14 protein-coding genes, 1 other RNA gene and 1 riboswitch are annotated in these 14079 nt (G+C 49.6%); of the genes, 3 read left to right on the top strand and 12 right to left on the bottom strand.

The genetic code is table 11. From position 1 onward, the window contains the following. The first annotated feature begins 30 nt into the window (after positions 1-30). The 3 genes from KJB30_RS12350 to ssrS all read left to right on the top strand — a co-directional run bounded on the left by KJB30_RS12350 (position 31) and on the right by ssrS (position 1991). Positions 31-720 (top strand): Crp/Fnr family transcriptional regulator, encoded by a 690-nt coding sequence (locus KJB30_RS12350; protein ID WP_214299722.1) that lies wholly within the window; start codon positions 31-33, stop codon positions 718-720. Positions 721-734: 14 nt separating this feature from the next. Then, a complete protein-coding gene (gene aroF, locus KJB30_RS12345; protein WP_214299720.1) occupies positions 735-1745 on the top strand; it encodes a 3-deoxy-7-phosphoheptulonate synthase in 1011 nt (336 codons plus the stop codon). Between the two features lie 67 nt (positions 1746-1812). Beyond that, positions 1813-1991: non-coding RNA, 6S RNA (ssrS, locus tag KJB30_RS12340), on the top strand. A gap of 114 nt (positions 1992-2105) precedes the next feature. On the opposite strand, the gene thiC is transcribed toward ssrS, so the two are convergent. The 12 genes from thiC to KJB30_RS12280 all read right to left on the bottom strand — a co-directional run bounded on the left by thiC (position 2106) and on the right by KJB30_RS12280 (position 13964). Continuing rightward, entirely contained in the window at positions 2106-3392 is a 1287-nt protein-coding gene (gene thiC / locus KJB30_RS12335; RefSeq protein ID WP_214299718.1) for a phosphomethylpyrimidine synthase ThiC, read from the bottom strand. A 10-nt stretch (positions 3393-3402) separates the two neighbouring features. Then, positions 3403-5088 carry a hypothetical protein gene (locus KJB30_RS12330; RefSeq protein WP_214299716.1) on the bottom strand — a complete coding sequence of 562 codons (1686 nt, stop codon included), beginning with the start codon at positions 5086-5088 and terminating at the stop codon, positions 3403-3405. 4 nt (positions 5089-5092) lie between these two features. Continuing rightward, complete coding sequence (gene thiD, locus KJB30_RS12325) at positions 5093-6577, bottom strand: bifunctional hydroxymethylpyrimidine kinase/phosphomethylpyrimidine kinase (protein WP_214299714.1); 1485 nt, start codon at positions 6575-6577, stop codon at positions 5093-5095. Positions 6578-6678: 101 nt separating this feature from the next. Beyond that, positions 6679-6783, bottom strand: a riboswitch (TPP riboswitch). A gap of 71 nt (positions 6784-6854) precedes the next feature. Next, positions 6855-7247, bottom strand: a complete 393-nt coding sequence (locus KJB30_RS12320; RefSeq protein WP_214299712.1) for a DUF2304 domain-containing protein — start codon at positions 7245-7247, stop codon at positions 6855-6857. A 45-nt stretch (positions 7248-7292) separates the two neighbouring features. Next, the gene (locus KJB30_RS12315) at positions 7293-8003 is read right to left on the bottom strand and encodes a glycosyltransferase family 2 protein (RefSeq protein ID WP_246545665.1); all 711 of its coding nucleotides are present in this window, start codon (positions 8001-8003) and stop codon (positions 7293-7295) included. Positions 8004-8020: 17 nt separating this feature from the next. Then, complete coding sequence (locus KJB30_RS12310; protein ID WP_214299710.1) at positions 8021-8776, bottom strand: YdcF family protein; 756 nt, start codon at positions 8774-8776, stop codon at positions 8021-8023. 5 nt (positions 8777-8781) lie between these two features. Next, the gene (locus tag KJB30_RS18245; RefSeq protein WP_281415630.1) at positions 8782-9390 is read right to left on the bottom strand and encodes a CatB-related O-acetyltransferase; all 609 of its coding nucleotides are present in this window, start codon (positions 9388-9390) and stop codon (positions 8782-8784) included. A gap of 11 nt (positions 9391-9401) precedes the next feature. Next, positions 9402-9791, bottom strand: a complete 390-nt coding sequence (locus KJB30_RS12300) for a hypothetical protein (protein WP_214299707.1) — start codon at positions 9789-9791, stop codon at positions 9402-9404. After that, positions 9788-10843 (bottom strand): radical SAM protein, encoded by a 1056-nt coding sequence (locus KJB30_RS12295; protein WP_214299705.1) that lies wholly within the window; start codon positions 10841-10843, stop codon positions 9788-9790. Before KJB30_RS12295 ends, KJB30_RS12300 begins: the two co-directional genes overlap by 4 nt. A gap of 4 nt (positions 10844-10847) precedes the next feature. Next, entirely contained in the window at positions 10848-11489 is a 642-nt protein-coding gene (locus KJB30_RS12290; RefSeq protein WP_214299703.1) for a class I SAM-dependent methyltransferase, read from the bottom strand. Next, positions 11479-12546, bottom strand: a complete 1068-nt coding sequence (locus KJB30_RS12285; protein WP_214299701.1) for a glycosyltransferase family 2 protein — start codon at positions 12544-12546, stop codon at positions 11479-11481. The genes KJB30_RS12290 and KJB30_RS12285 overlap by 11 nt, the downstream gene beginning before the upstream one ends. Continuing rightward, positions 12543-13964 carry a B12-binding domain-containing radical SAM protein gene (locus KJB30_RS12280; RefSeq protein WP_214299699.1) on the bottom strand — a complete coding sequence of 474 codons (1422 nt, stop codon included), beginning with the start codon at positions 13962-13964 and terminating at the stop codon, positions 12543-12545. The genes KJB30_RS12285 and KJB30_RS12280 overlap by 4 nt, the downstream gene beginning before the upstream one ends. Positions 13965-14079 lie beyond the last annotated feature (115 nt).

The raw sequence follows: 14079 nt of genomic DNA, 5'->3' as shown, positions 1-14079 counted from the left end.
GCGACACGCACAAACTCCGAACGGACAATCATGGAACTGATCGAACTGCTAAAAAAATCCATGCTTTTTTCCGGTCTTGCCGAGGCCGACCTTGCCCAGCTTGCTGTTATTACGGTGCGGAGGCCTTTCAAAAAAGGTGAAACCCTGTTCAGTGAAGGGGAAGAAGCAACAGGTTTTTACCTGCTTGTTTCCGGCAATATCAAACTCTGCCGTATGTCTCATGATGGTCGTGAAAAAGTATTGCACTTTGTTCAGCCTCGCGAGACCTTCGCAGAAGCAGCTTTTTTTGGCGATGGCAAATATCCCGCCGAGGCCCGTGCAACTGAATCAGGGGAAGTTATTTATCTGCCCAAGGAAGGGTTCCTGGAGTTGATGACCAGAAATCCAAATTTTGCTCTGAATCTGGTTGTTTCACTTTCCCTTCAGTTGCGGAAATTTGCGCGTCAGATTGAAGAACTTTCCTTTGCTGACGTAACTTCACGCCTCGCTTCTTTTCTGGTCAGAAGGGCAAACGAGAAATCGACCAGCTACGCGGGAATAACCTATATAGATCTGGGAATCAAAAAAGGTGAACTGGCTGCGCGACTGGGCACGGCCAGTGAAACCATTTCGCGTACGCTTCGCAAGTTGATGAATGAGGGAATCATTGACGTTCAGGGTAATCGGGTTGTCATTCACCAGATGGATAAGCTGAGCAAACTGTGTGAACGTTACGAGTAGAATAGGGGAAACATATGCTGATTGTCATGAATCATACTGCCACACAAAGCGATGTCGATGCTGTTGCAAGAGTAGTAACTGAAATGGGCTATACAGCGGCTCCCATTCCGGGCAGTGAACGCACCGCTATTGGTGTGCTCGGCAATCATGGTTATGTTGATGACAGCAAGATCCTGGAACTACCTGGCGTGCAGCGCGTCATTCATGTTTCAAAACCGTACAAACTGGTTTCCAGAGATTTTCATCCGGAAAACACCATTGTGGATGTAGCTGGTGTCCGTGTGGGTCATGGCTGCCGTCCGGTTATGGTAGCCGGTCCCTGCGCGGTTGAAGGGGAGGAGCAGATTGTCAAGACTGCTCTTTTCGTGAAAAAAGCGGGAGCCGACATGCTGCGCGGCGGAGCTTTCAAGCCGCGTACCGGTCCGCATACCTTTCAGGGAATGCGGGAAGAAGGGTTGAAGCTCCTGGCTCTGGCGGGGAAAGAGAGTGGACTGCCGATTGTGACCGAGGTGATGAGCCCGGACAATGTCGGACTGGTTGCCGAATATACCGATCTGATGCAGGTTGGCGCGCGCAACATGCAGAACTTTGACCTTCTGCGGGAGCTTGGCAGGATCCGCAAACCGGTGCTGCTCAAACGCGGCATGAGCGCTACCATCGAGGAATTTCTCGCAGCCGCCGAATACATTCTTGCTGAAGGCAACGAACAGGTTATCTTGTGTGAGCGCGGCATCCGTACTTATGAAACAGCTACCCGCAACACGCTCGACCTTGCTGTTGTGCCTCTGATCAAGGAGATGTCCCATCTGCCGATCATGGTGGATCCATCCCATGCAACAGGCAAGCGCAGCCTTGTTCCTCCCATGACCCTTGCTGCACTGATGGCCGGGGCACACGGGGTCCTGGTGGAGGTTCATCCCGAACCGGAGAAAGCTCTTTCTGACGGCCCGCAATCGCTCACCTTTCCCGGTTTCGATCAGCTCATGGCTGATGTGCGCAGATTGAACGGTTTTTTGGGATTTTAGGCAAAAAAGCTTCGATTAAAAGGCTTGTAAACATCAATTGACGATGTAATAATAATTTCAACAAATGCTCTCTCTGCCCTGTTCGCTGGTTGCAGTGCCCGGGCGGAATAAATAAAGAACGGGAGGCCTTCGATACCGCGGTGTGCTGCCCCATTGCGCGGGATTTGCCTGAAACGGTACATGGTCGCCCACCCTGATAAGGAACTCGCCGGAGGTCCTTTAAGCTGTCGGCAGGACGGAGAGAACAAAAAAACGGGTAGAAGCTTCAAGCTTCTACCCGTTTTTTTGTGTGAGAATTAGGGGGATGGGACTAGGGACTGGAAAAAGCTTTTACAGATCCCTGGTCATCCTTTTACTCGTTTATCGCTTCATCGCTTCATCCATGACTTTGTAGGCGCAGAACTCTCCGCACATGGTACAGGCCCCATGGTCTGAAACAGGTGAGCTGTCCCGCACTGAACGTGCCCGTTCCGGGTCCAGCGCCAGTGCGTATTGCCCTTCCCAATCAAGTTTTTTCCTGCATTTTGCCATGGCAATATCCTTGGCCATGGCCCCTTTGACTCCCTTTGCAATGTCAGCGGCATGGGCAGCTATGCGCGAAGCAATCACTCCGTCGCGAACATCCTGCACATCAGGCAGGCGCAAGTGCTCACTGGGAGTCACATAACAGAGGAAATCTGCCCCGGCGGCTGCAGCGATGGCTCCGCCAATGGCGCAGGTTATATGGTCATAGCCAGGGGCGATGTCGGTCACCAGCGGCCCCAGCACATAGAAGGGGGCTCCGTGGCAGAGGCGTTTCTGCAGCAGGATATTCGCCTGAATCTGGTTAAGCGGTACGTGGCCCGGTCCCTCGATCATTACCTGGACACCAGCTTCCTGGGCGCGCTGGGTCAGTTCGCCAAGAATTATCAGCTCGTGAATCTGAGCTCTGTCGGTGGCGTCGGCCAGACATCCGGGACGGAAGCCGTCACCCAGGGAGAGTGTCATGTCGTAAGCTTTGGTTATGTCGAGCAGCTTGTCAAAATGTTCGAAAAGAGGATTCTCCTGGTTGTTGTACTTCATCCACTCAATGGTGAAAGCCCCCCCACGGGAAACCACATCCATCAGGCGTCCTTCGTTTTTCATCCTCTCAACCGTGCTGCGGGTCACGCCACAATGAACCGTGATGAAGTCAACTCCATCCTCGGCGTGCTTGATGATTCCGGCAAAAATATCGTCAACAGTCATGTCCACGATAGCTTTCTTCCTTACCCTTACAGCATCAAGGGCTGCCTGATAAAGGGGGACACTGCCGACGCAGGCGGAAGTTTCGGCAATCACGGCTCTGCGGATTTCATCCACCGGGCCACCGGTTGAAAGATCCATGATGGCATCCGCACCGTGTTTCACGGCAACGCGAGCTTTTTCAAGTTCTTTCTGCATGTCGGTGTCATCAGAGGATGAGCCGATATTGGCGTTTATCTTGGTGCGCAAACCGGTGCCCACAGGCAGGGGAGTGCCGTTGGCATGTTTGATGTTATGGCAGATGACGATGTTTCCTGCAGCCAGGCCATCCCGGATAAATTCAGGTTCTACACCCTCCGATATCGCTGCTGCCTTCATTTTTTCAGTGATGACGCCCCTGCGGGCAAATTCCAGTTCTGTCATAAAAACTCCTTTAACGCGTAGGTTCAGTGGGAAACAAAAAGTAATTCCGATACTCGGGAAAGAGTCGGGGGGTTCTCAAACGTGCATCTGCAAGTAACTGTTGTGCTGTAACTGTATCCCCGCTGAAATAGTGGGACAGGGCAAAGCTGTACAAGAGGTGTTCCTGATCGTCAGCCCAATCCGGCGGCATCATGGCAATGTGATGAGATAAACTGCGCCATACCGCATGTGCCGGCAATGAAGTCACGCCGGCGGGAAGCCGGCCTTTGACAAAGACAAAAGCATCGCTTGCATGTACCAATTGCCACTCGGGCTGTCCCAATAACCAGAATAGCCCTGGAACAATTCTGCCGCTGTTGTGGTAAAGCGGTTGGATCAGAATGGTCTTGATATCCAGCTGATTAATGGTTGCGGCAGGGTTGATTCCATCTATAACGGCGTCGTGGGCAACAATGGAACTGCTGGTGCCGAGTCTGCCATCCAGAAATGTTTTGGGGTCGCCACCCCAGGCCCAGTTTAGATAACCGCCGCAATCCCAGTTATTGAATACCCTGGCGGGCAGTTTTCGTTCTTTGACAAAGGCTGCCGCCTCACGGGGGAAAAGCAGCCACTGGACGCCTACGCCCCAGGGTGGATCGCTCTTACGAAGCGAGCCCCATGCCAGTACGACAAAGGTCAACAGTGAGGTGCAAACCACCGCGGTCCGGTACTTTTGCAACACAAGATTCTTTCGGGATTCCAGTCCTTCCATCGCAATGGGGACCATGCCCAGAAGCGCAATGGCGGTATTACGAACTACAAACAGTCCTATTGCCAGTGCAATAGCCCAAAAGAACAGGCGTCCGCCCCGTCTTTCTTTTGTCCCCCAGGTCAGCATCAAGGCAAAAAGAGAAACCAGGCAGAATTCATGGAATACTTCCGGGAATTCCCACGTAGGACGCATCTCGGTGATGCCGGCAAGAATTCCTCCCTGAGCCAGGTGTCCCAGGACGAACTGGCCAAAGGAGATGGTGTGGAACCCCGCCATGATAACAGCCGCAGCAACAATACACAGGAAGAGTACGCCGCCTGTCGTGGTGGTCTGTGCCTTCCAGAAATCAAGGCGCGGTTTTGTCAGCATCATGGTGATAGCTAGTACGGCGCCTATGGTCCATGTGACATGCAGTGGCACCCAGGCGGCGACGATAAGGACCATAACAACTAGTTTGCAACGGCTCGGGTGCAGCTTGAAAGACTGGGTTAAGGCCAGTATAAGAGCGAACAGCAGATAAGCTGGAACCTCCGGCCTCGGCGCAAACCGGAATTGGACGGCTACGAGAGTAGCAATCAGATACGCGAAGGTTATCGCGCGGGTGCCTGTATCTGCCGTATTTGGTAATAGCCGTGCATAAATAAAAAAAATACACGCAGCGATAAAGGCTATTGCAAGGCAGATAGCGGCGTCTGAGCCGATGGCACGGATCGGGTACAGCAGCATTTGGAACACCCGCTCATTGTTTTCCAGCGGTACTCCCATGCGCAAGAGGACGAATGGCTCGCTGATATTCCCGCCTGCGCTGCTCCAGTAAGCCCGTCCCAGCGCCAGATGGGTCCAGTAATCGAAGTCTCCGATTTTTCTAAGGCAAAGGATAAAAGCTGTAAGGGCGACAAGAGGAGCGAAAAAAGCATTGACGGGCAGGTCTGATGACAGCTTCAAGAAGTTATTCCTTACCGTTCTTGAACAGGCTGACAGCACCCAGGTAATGGTTGATTGGGCTGTGACCCTTGCCAAGGGAACGTGACAGGCGAATAGCTGTTGTGATGAACCCCTTGGCTTGTTCAATTGCAGTTACCAACGGTTTCCCCTGGGCCAGAAAAGTGGCAATGGCAGATGCATATGAACAGCCGGTACCATGGGTGTTACTGGTGAAAATGCGCTCCGTGGGGAAGAGGTGACATTCGCAACCATCGAATAACAGATCCGTTGAAAGAGGACCGGTAAGATGACCTCCCTTGAGCAGTACATTGGCAGCACCCATACTTTGCAGTTTTCGGGCAGCTTGTTCCATATCAGACTCGTCATGGATCTGCAGGCCTGTCAGTTTTTCCGCTTCCGGAATGTTGGGAGTCAGCAGATAGGCTTGGGGTAACAGTTGTGTGCAAAAGACACTGATCGCATCGCGATCCATGAGTGCTGCTCCTCCCTTGGCGACCATAACAGGGTCAATCACCAATGGAATCAGCTCATCAAGTTCCAAAAGGTACTCAGCCACAGCGGATATGATGGCCGGAGTATGCAGCATGCCAGTTTTAATGATATCAATCGGAATGTCGGAGAGCACCGTACCCAACTGGTCCGTGACGAATGAAGGAGGTAATCCATGAATTGAGGCTACGCCCCGGGTATTCTGGGCTGTCAGGGCGGTCAGTACGCTTGCTCCATAGCTTCCGAGCAAGGTGATCGTTTTGAGATCCGCCTGGATTCCCGCGCCTCCTCCGGAGTCGCTTCCGGCCACGGTCAGTACGGAACCGCGCGGAAAAGGCCGCTGGCGGTTGAAGAGCAGTCGCAGCGTGCTTGCAGCCATATCTGGCCGTGGATGTGAAAGAACGGAAGAAATTACCGCAACTGCGTCAGCCCCCGCATCAATAACTCTGCAGGCATTGCCGACCGTGATGCCACCGATGCCGACGACCGGGATATTGACCTCGCTGCGAATCTGGGCGAGTCCTTGGGTGCCGGGAATATGCGTGACCAATTTGCTCTCGGTGGGGTACATGGCGCCGAAGCCGATATAGTCTGCCCCTTCCTTTTCCGCCTGCAGCGCTTCATTCAGGTCGTGGGTCGATTTGCCGATTATTTTTGCATCACCCAGTTGTTCCCTGGCGTAGCTGACGCTGCCGTCATCCTGCCCAAGATGAACCCCGTCCGCATCCAGTTCCCGCGCAAGGCTCACACTGTCGTTGACGATGAATGTCGTGCCGAACTCGCGGCAGAGTTGCTGCAGGACGCGTGCCTCAGTGAGGCATTCTTCATGTTTTTTGTCTTTCGCGCGGTATTGGAGTGCCGTTACCCCACCTCGCAGGGCCAGCCGCACCCGTTCAACAAGATCCTCGTTCTGGTCGGTGATTAAATAGACCCCCGCAATGGAAAAGGGTTCGGTTGTTTTGTTGACCACCAATCGAAAGTGTCTGCCATTGTTGCTCATGAGATAGATTCCATTGACCCGGGAAAATTCAGCTATCGGTGGTGCTGGAAAATAAAAAAGGCCGCACTGATGACGGACAATCAGGCGGCTGGATAATGAATCACGAGAGGGAGCCGCTTTCCTACGCCGGGATTAACCGGTTCAGGTTCGAAGGGTCTGACTCCAAAGAATCATCTCAGTTCCGTAGAACACCCCTAGGGCCTTTAAGCGATGAAAGGTTACTGGAAAATGATGGGCGTGTCAATGGATATGGCGCCTGGACAAGTAGGCAATACTTCTAGCTCCCCGACTTCCTTGATCCGTAGTTCTGCTCTTCCGGAGCCTGTCTCATCAGATGTTCGACATCACTTCGCAAGAGTGCATTTTCCTGTGCCAGGTCTTTTACTTGTTCTGTGAGCTTTGAAATTTTTATGGAAAATTGAACTGCAATCAGAATCAGGAAAATAATGGAGCAGATGAAGAGAGTTGTTGTCGGCAAACCGGCACCGATAAAACCAGTCAGGGCAACCAGCCATTCATAGCGTAGAACAAGAACAAACATCAGCAGGCTCGTAAGCAGCCAGAGTACGGAATATTCCTCGCGAAGTTTTCGTTTGCGCACAAGATTAACCGTAACCACAAACACAAAGCAGCAGATCAGTAATGCAAATATTTTCTGGCTAACCGGCATATCAACCTCAGTTCTCACCTGTCTCATGTGGACAGTCGCTGTGACTCACAACCTTTTTCCCTTGTTCCTCATCAGTGTCACGCCGATCGAAAGAAGCATTTTGAACATGTAATACAGTGGTTTGAGTCCACTGTGCATGGACGTGCCGTCGCTGTTTTCAAACATGCGTACGGGTACTTCGGTCATCCTGAAACCGGCGCGGTGGAGCATGATCAGCATGTCGGCATCCGGGTAATCTACCGGGAAAATATCAGTTGCAAAAAAAGCGATGACATCACGGTTGAAGGCCTGAAATCCCGAAGTCGTATCGGTAACCTGCCGCCCGGTGACCCGGGAGACGATCAGGCGAAAGAGCGACATGCCGAGTCGTCGCAAGAAAGGGGGGTGGTAACTGTTTCCGAGAAAACGAGATCCAATGGCGATGTCAGCCTCTCCTGATTGCACCGGCGCCAACAGGGCCGGAATACAGGAAGGGTCGTGCTGGCCGTCGGCGTCAAGCTGAACAAGGTAGTCATAATTATTGGCAAGAGCATATTTGTAACCGGTCTGGATGGCCACACCGTATCCCATGTTGAACGGGTGGGACAACACAACAGCACCTATATTTCTGGCAATCTTAGCCGTATCATCGCTGGATCCGTCACTAATCACCACGACATCCAAATATGGACAAATTTTTTTGATAGACAAAACAACCTGCGCAATCCTTGATGCTTCATTGTAGGCAGGAATAAGTACCATATTGGAAAGAGCCATGAAGTAATGCACCTCAGCTACAAGACAAGATTGTAATAAACTAAACCGATACTCTCTCTTATCGTACGCCAACTGGTTTCAATAGGCTCTGCTGAAGGAAGAAATGTGACCCATCCATAATGCCTTCCGGTCGCCCCCCGGAAGTTGCAGGCAGCTAATGTTGTTTTCATGGAAGCCTTATTAAATGCCATGGACGCTCTCTTGGCGTGGTAGGCAGAGGTCACCACTACGGGCCTAACATATCCCCTCATTCTGCAAATAACAGCTACATTTTGAGCATTTTCCATGGTGTCACGAGATTGTATTTCCAGGATGATATGCTTTTCCGGAACACCCATATCGAGTAAAAACCGTCTCACCACAACTGCTTCTGGTACTGTAAACTCTGGAGGAGCACCACCAGAGACAATAATAGGAACCTTCCATCGTCTATACAAACGTACTGCAGATACAATTCTGGTAAGCATATCTTCCGTTGGGGCACTTGTTCCATTAAGATCAGGCACCCCTTCATAAATGCCACCACCGAGCAAGATTATTGAATCAAAATGGTCATCATAGACATTCGCGGAGTTTTGAGATTCAAGCAGCCCGATTAAGCTGTCAGAAAAAACTGGTGTAGAAAACAGCCACAGAAGAAGTGCAATAAAAACATTAATCCTCGACAGTCTTCTACAGTCATTTCGAAAAAAAAAGGAGGATAACAGCAGTAATAATATGATGAGCCCTGGTGGCAATAAAAAGGATGTTATTATTCTTTGGAATTCAAGCATACAAGTTAATTTTGCTTAGATTGTTGCAGGTTTTCAGCGTACCTAAAAAAAGCCGATATATCGGTATTGAAGAGAAAGGGAACTCCTTCATTTATATCTTCACTATTCCAATTCCACCATTTTATGACCAATAATCGTTCGATAATTTCATTAGAAAAACGATAACGAATAATTTTTGCCGGGTTTCCAGCTACAACGGCATACGGCGGAACCGGTTTAGTCACAACTGAATTTGCTCCTATCACAGCCCCATCTCCGATTGTGACACCAGATACTATTAAAGACCCAAACCCAATCCAAACATCATTGCCAATTGTTACGTCTCCTCTGGTAGCAGGATGTCCTTCCAGATAACGGTGTGTCGAAAAAAACTGATTAAAAGGGAATGTCGATACGAAGTCAGTTCGATGTTCACCCCCAAGAAAAATAACAACTTTGCTTGAAATAGAGCCGTACTTACCAATGATCAACTTATTGGAATCATGGAAATATACTTTTGGAATGCCATAGGTAAAAGCTCCAATAGACACACAAGGATGGGTACATAATATTTTTTTGCGCAACTTCATCACTTGAATAAATAATGCGACTGATATTTTTTGAATAATTGACATGTGCATAAAACCTAACTCAGCATCACTAAAAGGCCCACAATTATCATAGATGCGCCAAAACACTGTGATACGCTAAGTGACTCATTGAGAAAAATATTATTTACTATTACAACAGCTACATACGCGATCACAAGAATGAAAGCTGTTACTGTTGTCGAATTTGTTGCAAGGCGTGGAATAGATAATAATGAATTATTCACCATTATAAAAGCAACCCGAGCGAATAAAGCCATACACATTGAAAGTGCAAACTTCCAATGGAAAATGATCCTTGTAATAGCTTGAAACGATAAAAGATTGCCTGATATAAGGGAGCGATCTCCTAATAGAGCAATTGAAAAAGCCATTGCAAGAGAATACGAAACTACCCAGAAAAGGAGGGTAAAAATGCTGTTAGTCAAAAAAACCTCCCGCCAATGGTTCGTATCGCAAATTTCAATGCATTAAAATAACCTACTCCACAAGCAAACATGCATTCGGCACATCTTTCATTGATGATCGCTCTGCTTGTTATTCTAGTATCAGCTGAAAACCAGATGTCACGAACATTTTCAGACAAGATATTGCCATATTTTTGACCACCAGAATTGAGACACGGGATAACATCACCAGTAGAATTAATAGTAATTGTATCGCTCAACGCTGGACATCCACGGTTGTTTGTCCCGCCATCGAGCATTGATCGGAATTGTGAATACAAAAACTTTTTACCAATGTTTTTTTCTTTATGTTCAATTTTCTTCAAAACTTCTTTCAATTTATTTTTTTTATCATCCTTGAAATACAGTTCTTCGATTTCACTATTTCCATAATAATGATCATCAAAACAAATTACAGTAAATATTGATTCTATGTTTTTCAGTTTTAAATAATCAAAAACTCCCTCAGCTTCATCAACATTCATTGGCTGAATTACACAACCAGCACTAATTTTATAAAATGAATATTTATTTCTTAAATCTACCAGCTTATCAATTGTGTTTTTAACTTTTATACTAGCCCCTGGAGCTCTTATTTGATCATGCACTTCAGTCAATGCATCAAAAGAAATTTGGGAAATAAGAAGAATATTTCCATTAAAATCATTTACTATAGATGCTATTTTTAGCATCTTTTTATTTATCAGATCGGTGTTTAAACCATTAGTAGCTATAGTAATGCGTTTTAAACGAGGTAATCTTGTTAAAATGCAGGATATTATTTGTTCAATGTCTTTCCTTAACAAAGCTTCGCCGCCACTTATCATCACATTCACTACATCTTTAAAAAGTCGATTGCTTAAAAGTTCATCATAATTGTCAATTGACAACTCTACTCCAGCAGAAAAACCGTCTTTCCATATGTTACACATAACGCAACGTGCATTACAATGTTCAGTAACCAATAAAGCAATATTAGATGGGTTCGTTCTAGTAAACCGAGAAACAATATGTTTATAAAAATGAAATAACATCGCCTTATTTCCTCTGTTTGCCTAGTTTTTCTGCCACACATATATGATGCAGGCAGGCGGGCCAACATAGAAAGGGAATATTACGTGCTGCTACTGTCTTGAATCCAACGGCACTCAATACGCTGCGGATCTGGCGTGGTGTCCATTGACGAACATGCCCAGGATCGTAAAACGCCTCGCGGACCATTCCCAGCGCCAGGCGTGCAAGCATGAAGGTGCGGTCGTTCGGGAAGATGATGATTACCCGACCGCCTGGGCGCAATACCCGGAAAATTTCTGCCAGGGCTCGCTCCGGATCATCAAGATGCTCGATCACTTCCGAGAAAAGAACCGTATCAAACGATGCATCGGCAAAGGGAAGATCATAAAGCGATCCCTCTTGCACCGGCAGCCCGTGCCGACGGCATATCTCCAGGTTCTCCGGTTCGGTGTCGACACCGATCACCCGCGCTGCAGGATTAAGTTTGACCAGCTTCTCGAGGGTGAGCCCTTCTCCGCAGCCGGCGTCCAGGATGTCGTTGCCGATTATACTCTGGAATGCGATGCGGTCGCGGTAATCCCAGTAGCGTACCCCGAGGCCGCCTTTGGCATATTGCTCCCGCTGATAGATCATTCCATCCTTGTTCAGACCAGTATCAACCGGCATCCAGAAGCTCCCTGAAAGTGATTTTGTATCGCTGCAGCAATGCTCGCGCCTCTCCTGCCGACAGACGCCGGGCAGCCGATGCCGTGTTTCGTTTGCGCAGCACCGTCGGCAGCCCTTTTGCCGCATCCAGCATGCCGCGCAGCAGTGCCGCAATAAGGCCGGAAGGCGATGATTGGCGGAATTGGGCGCCGGCTCCCCTGGCTTCCAGCACAAGATGTGCTTGCACGAAAAAGCGAATCGCCGTCCATAGCGGCAGAGCCGGCAGCATGGAGAGAGGAAAGTTTTTCACGGCGGCCCAGAAATGATTTCGTTCCACCAGATACAATTTGAGTGGCGAGAATGCTCCGCCGCTGCGCGAGTAGCGGTGGTACACCACGGCGTCCCGGGCAAGCAGTGCGCGCCATCCGGCGAGCCGCCCCCGCAGGCCGAGGTCGGTGTCTTCGCAATAGGCAAAAAAATCATCATCAAAAAAGCCGATCTCGTCGATCATCTTCAAGCGGTACAGTGCGGCGCAGGCGCTGGGGAGAAGGATCTCCTCGGTCTTGGCAAGGGAGAGATCGGAAAAACGGGCCATTCTCCGGCTGCCGCGAGACATGCCGTCAAGGCAGATGGCAACCCCAAGGGAGTCGATTCTATCCGGATCATCCCAGGTGCAGATGCGGCTCGCCACCATCCCTACGCCCGGGTCCTGCTCAACGGCTGATATCAGTTCGGACAACCAGGAGGCTTCAACACGAGTGTCGTTGTTGAGTGTAACGATGTACGCTTCCGCATTCGCAGCGGCCAGTCCGGTGTTGTTTCCAGTTGCAAACCCGGTATTTTCATTCAGTTGTACCAAACGTACCCAAGGGTAAGAGTTGCGAACAAGATCAGCGGACCCATCATGGGATCCATTGTCGACAACTATGGTCTCAAAGTCGTCATAATCCTGTTTTCCCAAACTGTCCAGGCACGCTGGAAGGTAGTCTTTGCCATTCCAGTTGACGATGATTACGGAAGCTCGAGGATGGTTTTCCACTCTGTCCAGGGCAGGGGATCTCTCTGACACGGTTTTCATTGCGGGTTCCGGATGCTGCGAAAAAAGGCCCGGGCACCCAGCAACATCCCTTTGGTCATGGACGGATTAAGCAACATCCGGCGGAGGTACCCCAGAATAATCCTGGGACGGAGATAGAATCGCCGGTGTAATTCGCGCTGGGTCTGTTCCAAATTTTCTCTGGTCAAGCCATATGGAACAAACAGGGCGTTCAGTAGATTCATTTGCCCCCAATCCCCTTCATATACCCCGAACTCATCTGCTCGTTTGAAAATTTCTGTTCCAGGAAATGGAGTCAGCATGGTTACGCTGATGTCGTCAAGAGGAAGTTCCAACGCAAATTTTATTGTCTGATCCAGGGTTTCTTTCGTTTCACCAGGATGACCGACAATGAAGAACCCCTTGCTCAGCATTCCCGTTTTACTGCAGAGGGCTATGGCCTTTCTGATCTGTTCCAGTGTTGCCTGTTTGTGGATAGTCGTCAGAATGTGCTGATTACCGCTTTCGATGCCGAAGCTGATCTGCCAGCACCCGGCACGTTTCATCAAGGCCAGGGTTTCCTCGTCCACGCTGTTCACTCTACCGAGGCAGGTCCAGGAGATCTTGACGCCGAGGTTGATTATGCCCTGGCAGATGGCGACCAGCCGTTTTTTGAAGGTGATGAACGTATCGTCTTCGAAGCTGAACTCGCGTATTCCGTACCTTTCCACAAGATGCCTGATCATTCCAACCACATACTCCGCGGAAAAGGCGTGGCAACTGGCTCCGAAGACGGAACGGTCGCAGAAGATGCAGTGATTGGGGCAGCCACGGGAAGTAACCAGGGATGCGGCCGGAAGGTTGCGGACCTTGAAGGGTGCCGGAGGATAGCGTTCAGGGAAACCTTCGAGAAGATCCCAGGCTGGATAGGGTAGTTGATCTAGATCATGCAGAAAGGGGCGTCGAGACGTTGAAACAATTTCTTCTCCGCAGCGCAGGACTATTCCCGGTATACCCTGAAAAGATGCACCGGCATTGACTGCCTGCAGCAGTTCAAGGATGGTTTCTTCTCCTTCTCCGATCACCGCTACATCAAAATCCTTGAATCGCTCCATGGTCTCAAGCGGTGCTGCCGAAACGTGTGGTCCCCCGATAAAGACCCGAATGCCGGGAACCCGTTCCTTGATCATCGAGGCGAAAGTCGCGGCCTGTGTGATGGAAAAAGTTGTTGCGGAAAGCCCCAGTACATCCGGTCGCTCTGCTTCTACCCGATTCAGCAGTTGCTCGCAGTTCAGATTAAGAGCCGAGGCATCTATTAACGTGGTTGGATGGCCTTTATGGCGTGTGATTGCCGCCAGGAAGAGAATGCCCAGAGAGGGAAGCGAGCTTCCGGCTTCTGCCATGTCCCCATAGCGTTCCTTCATGCTCGTAGGGGGGGTGGCGAAAAGAACTTTCGTCAATGATTTACCTCGAATACCGAGTAGAATGAATTTTCAATGACGTGACATTGCATATTTAAATATTTTAATAGTGAGTCCGGGTTGTATGTACTACTTTTTTCAACTATAAAAATTC

Origin of the sequence: Pelotalea chapellei, assembly GCF_018531195.1 — a bacterium.
Lineage (GTDB): Bacteria > Desulfobacterota > Desulfuromonadia > Geobacterales > Pseudopelobacteraceae > Pelotalea > Pelotalea chapellei.
The sequence above is the reverse complement of the archived record's forward strand: the minus strand, read 5'-3'. Positions and strand labels throughout refer to the sequence as shown.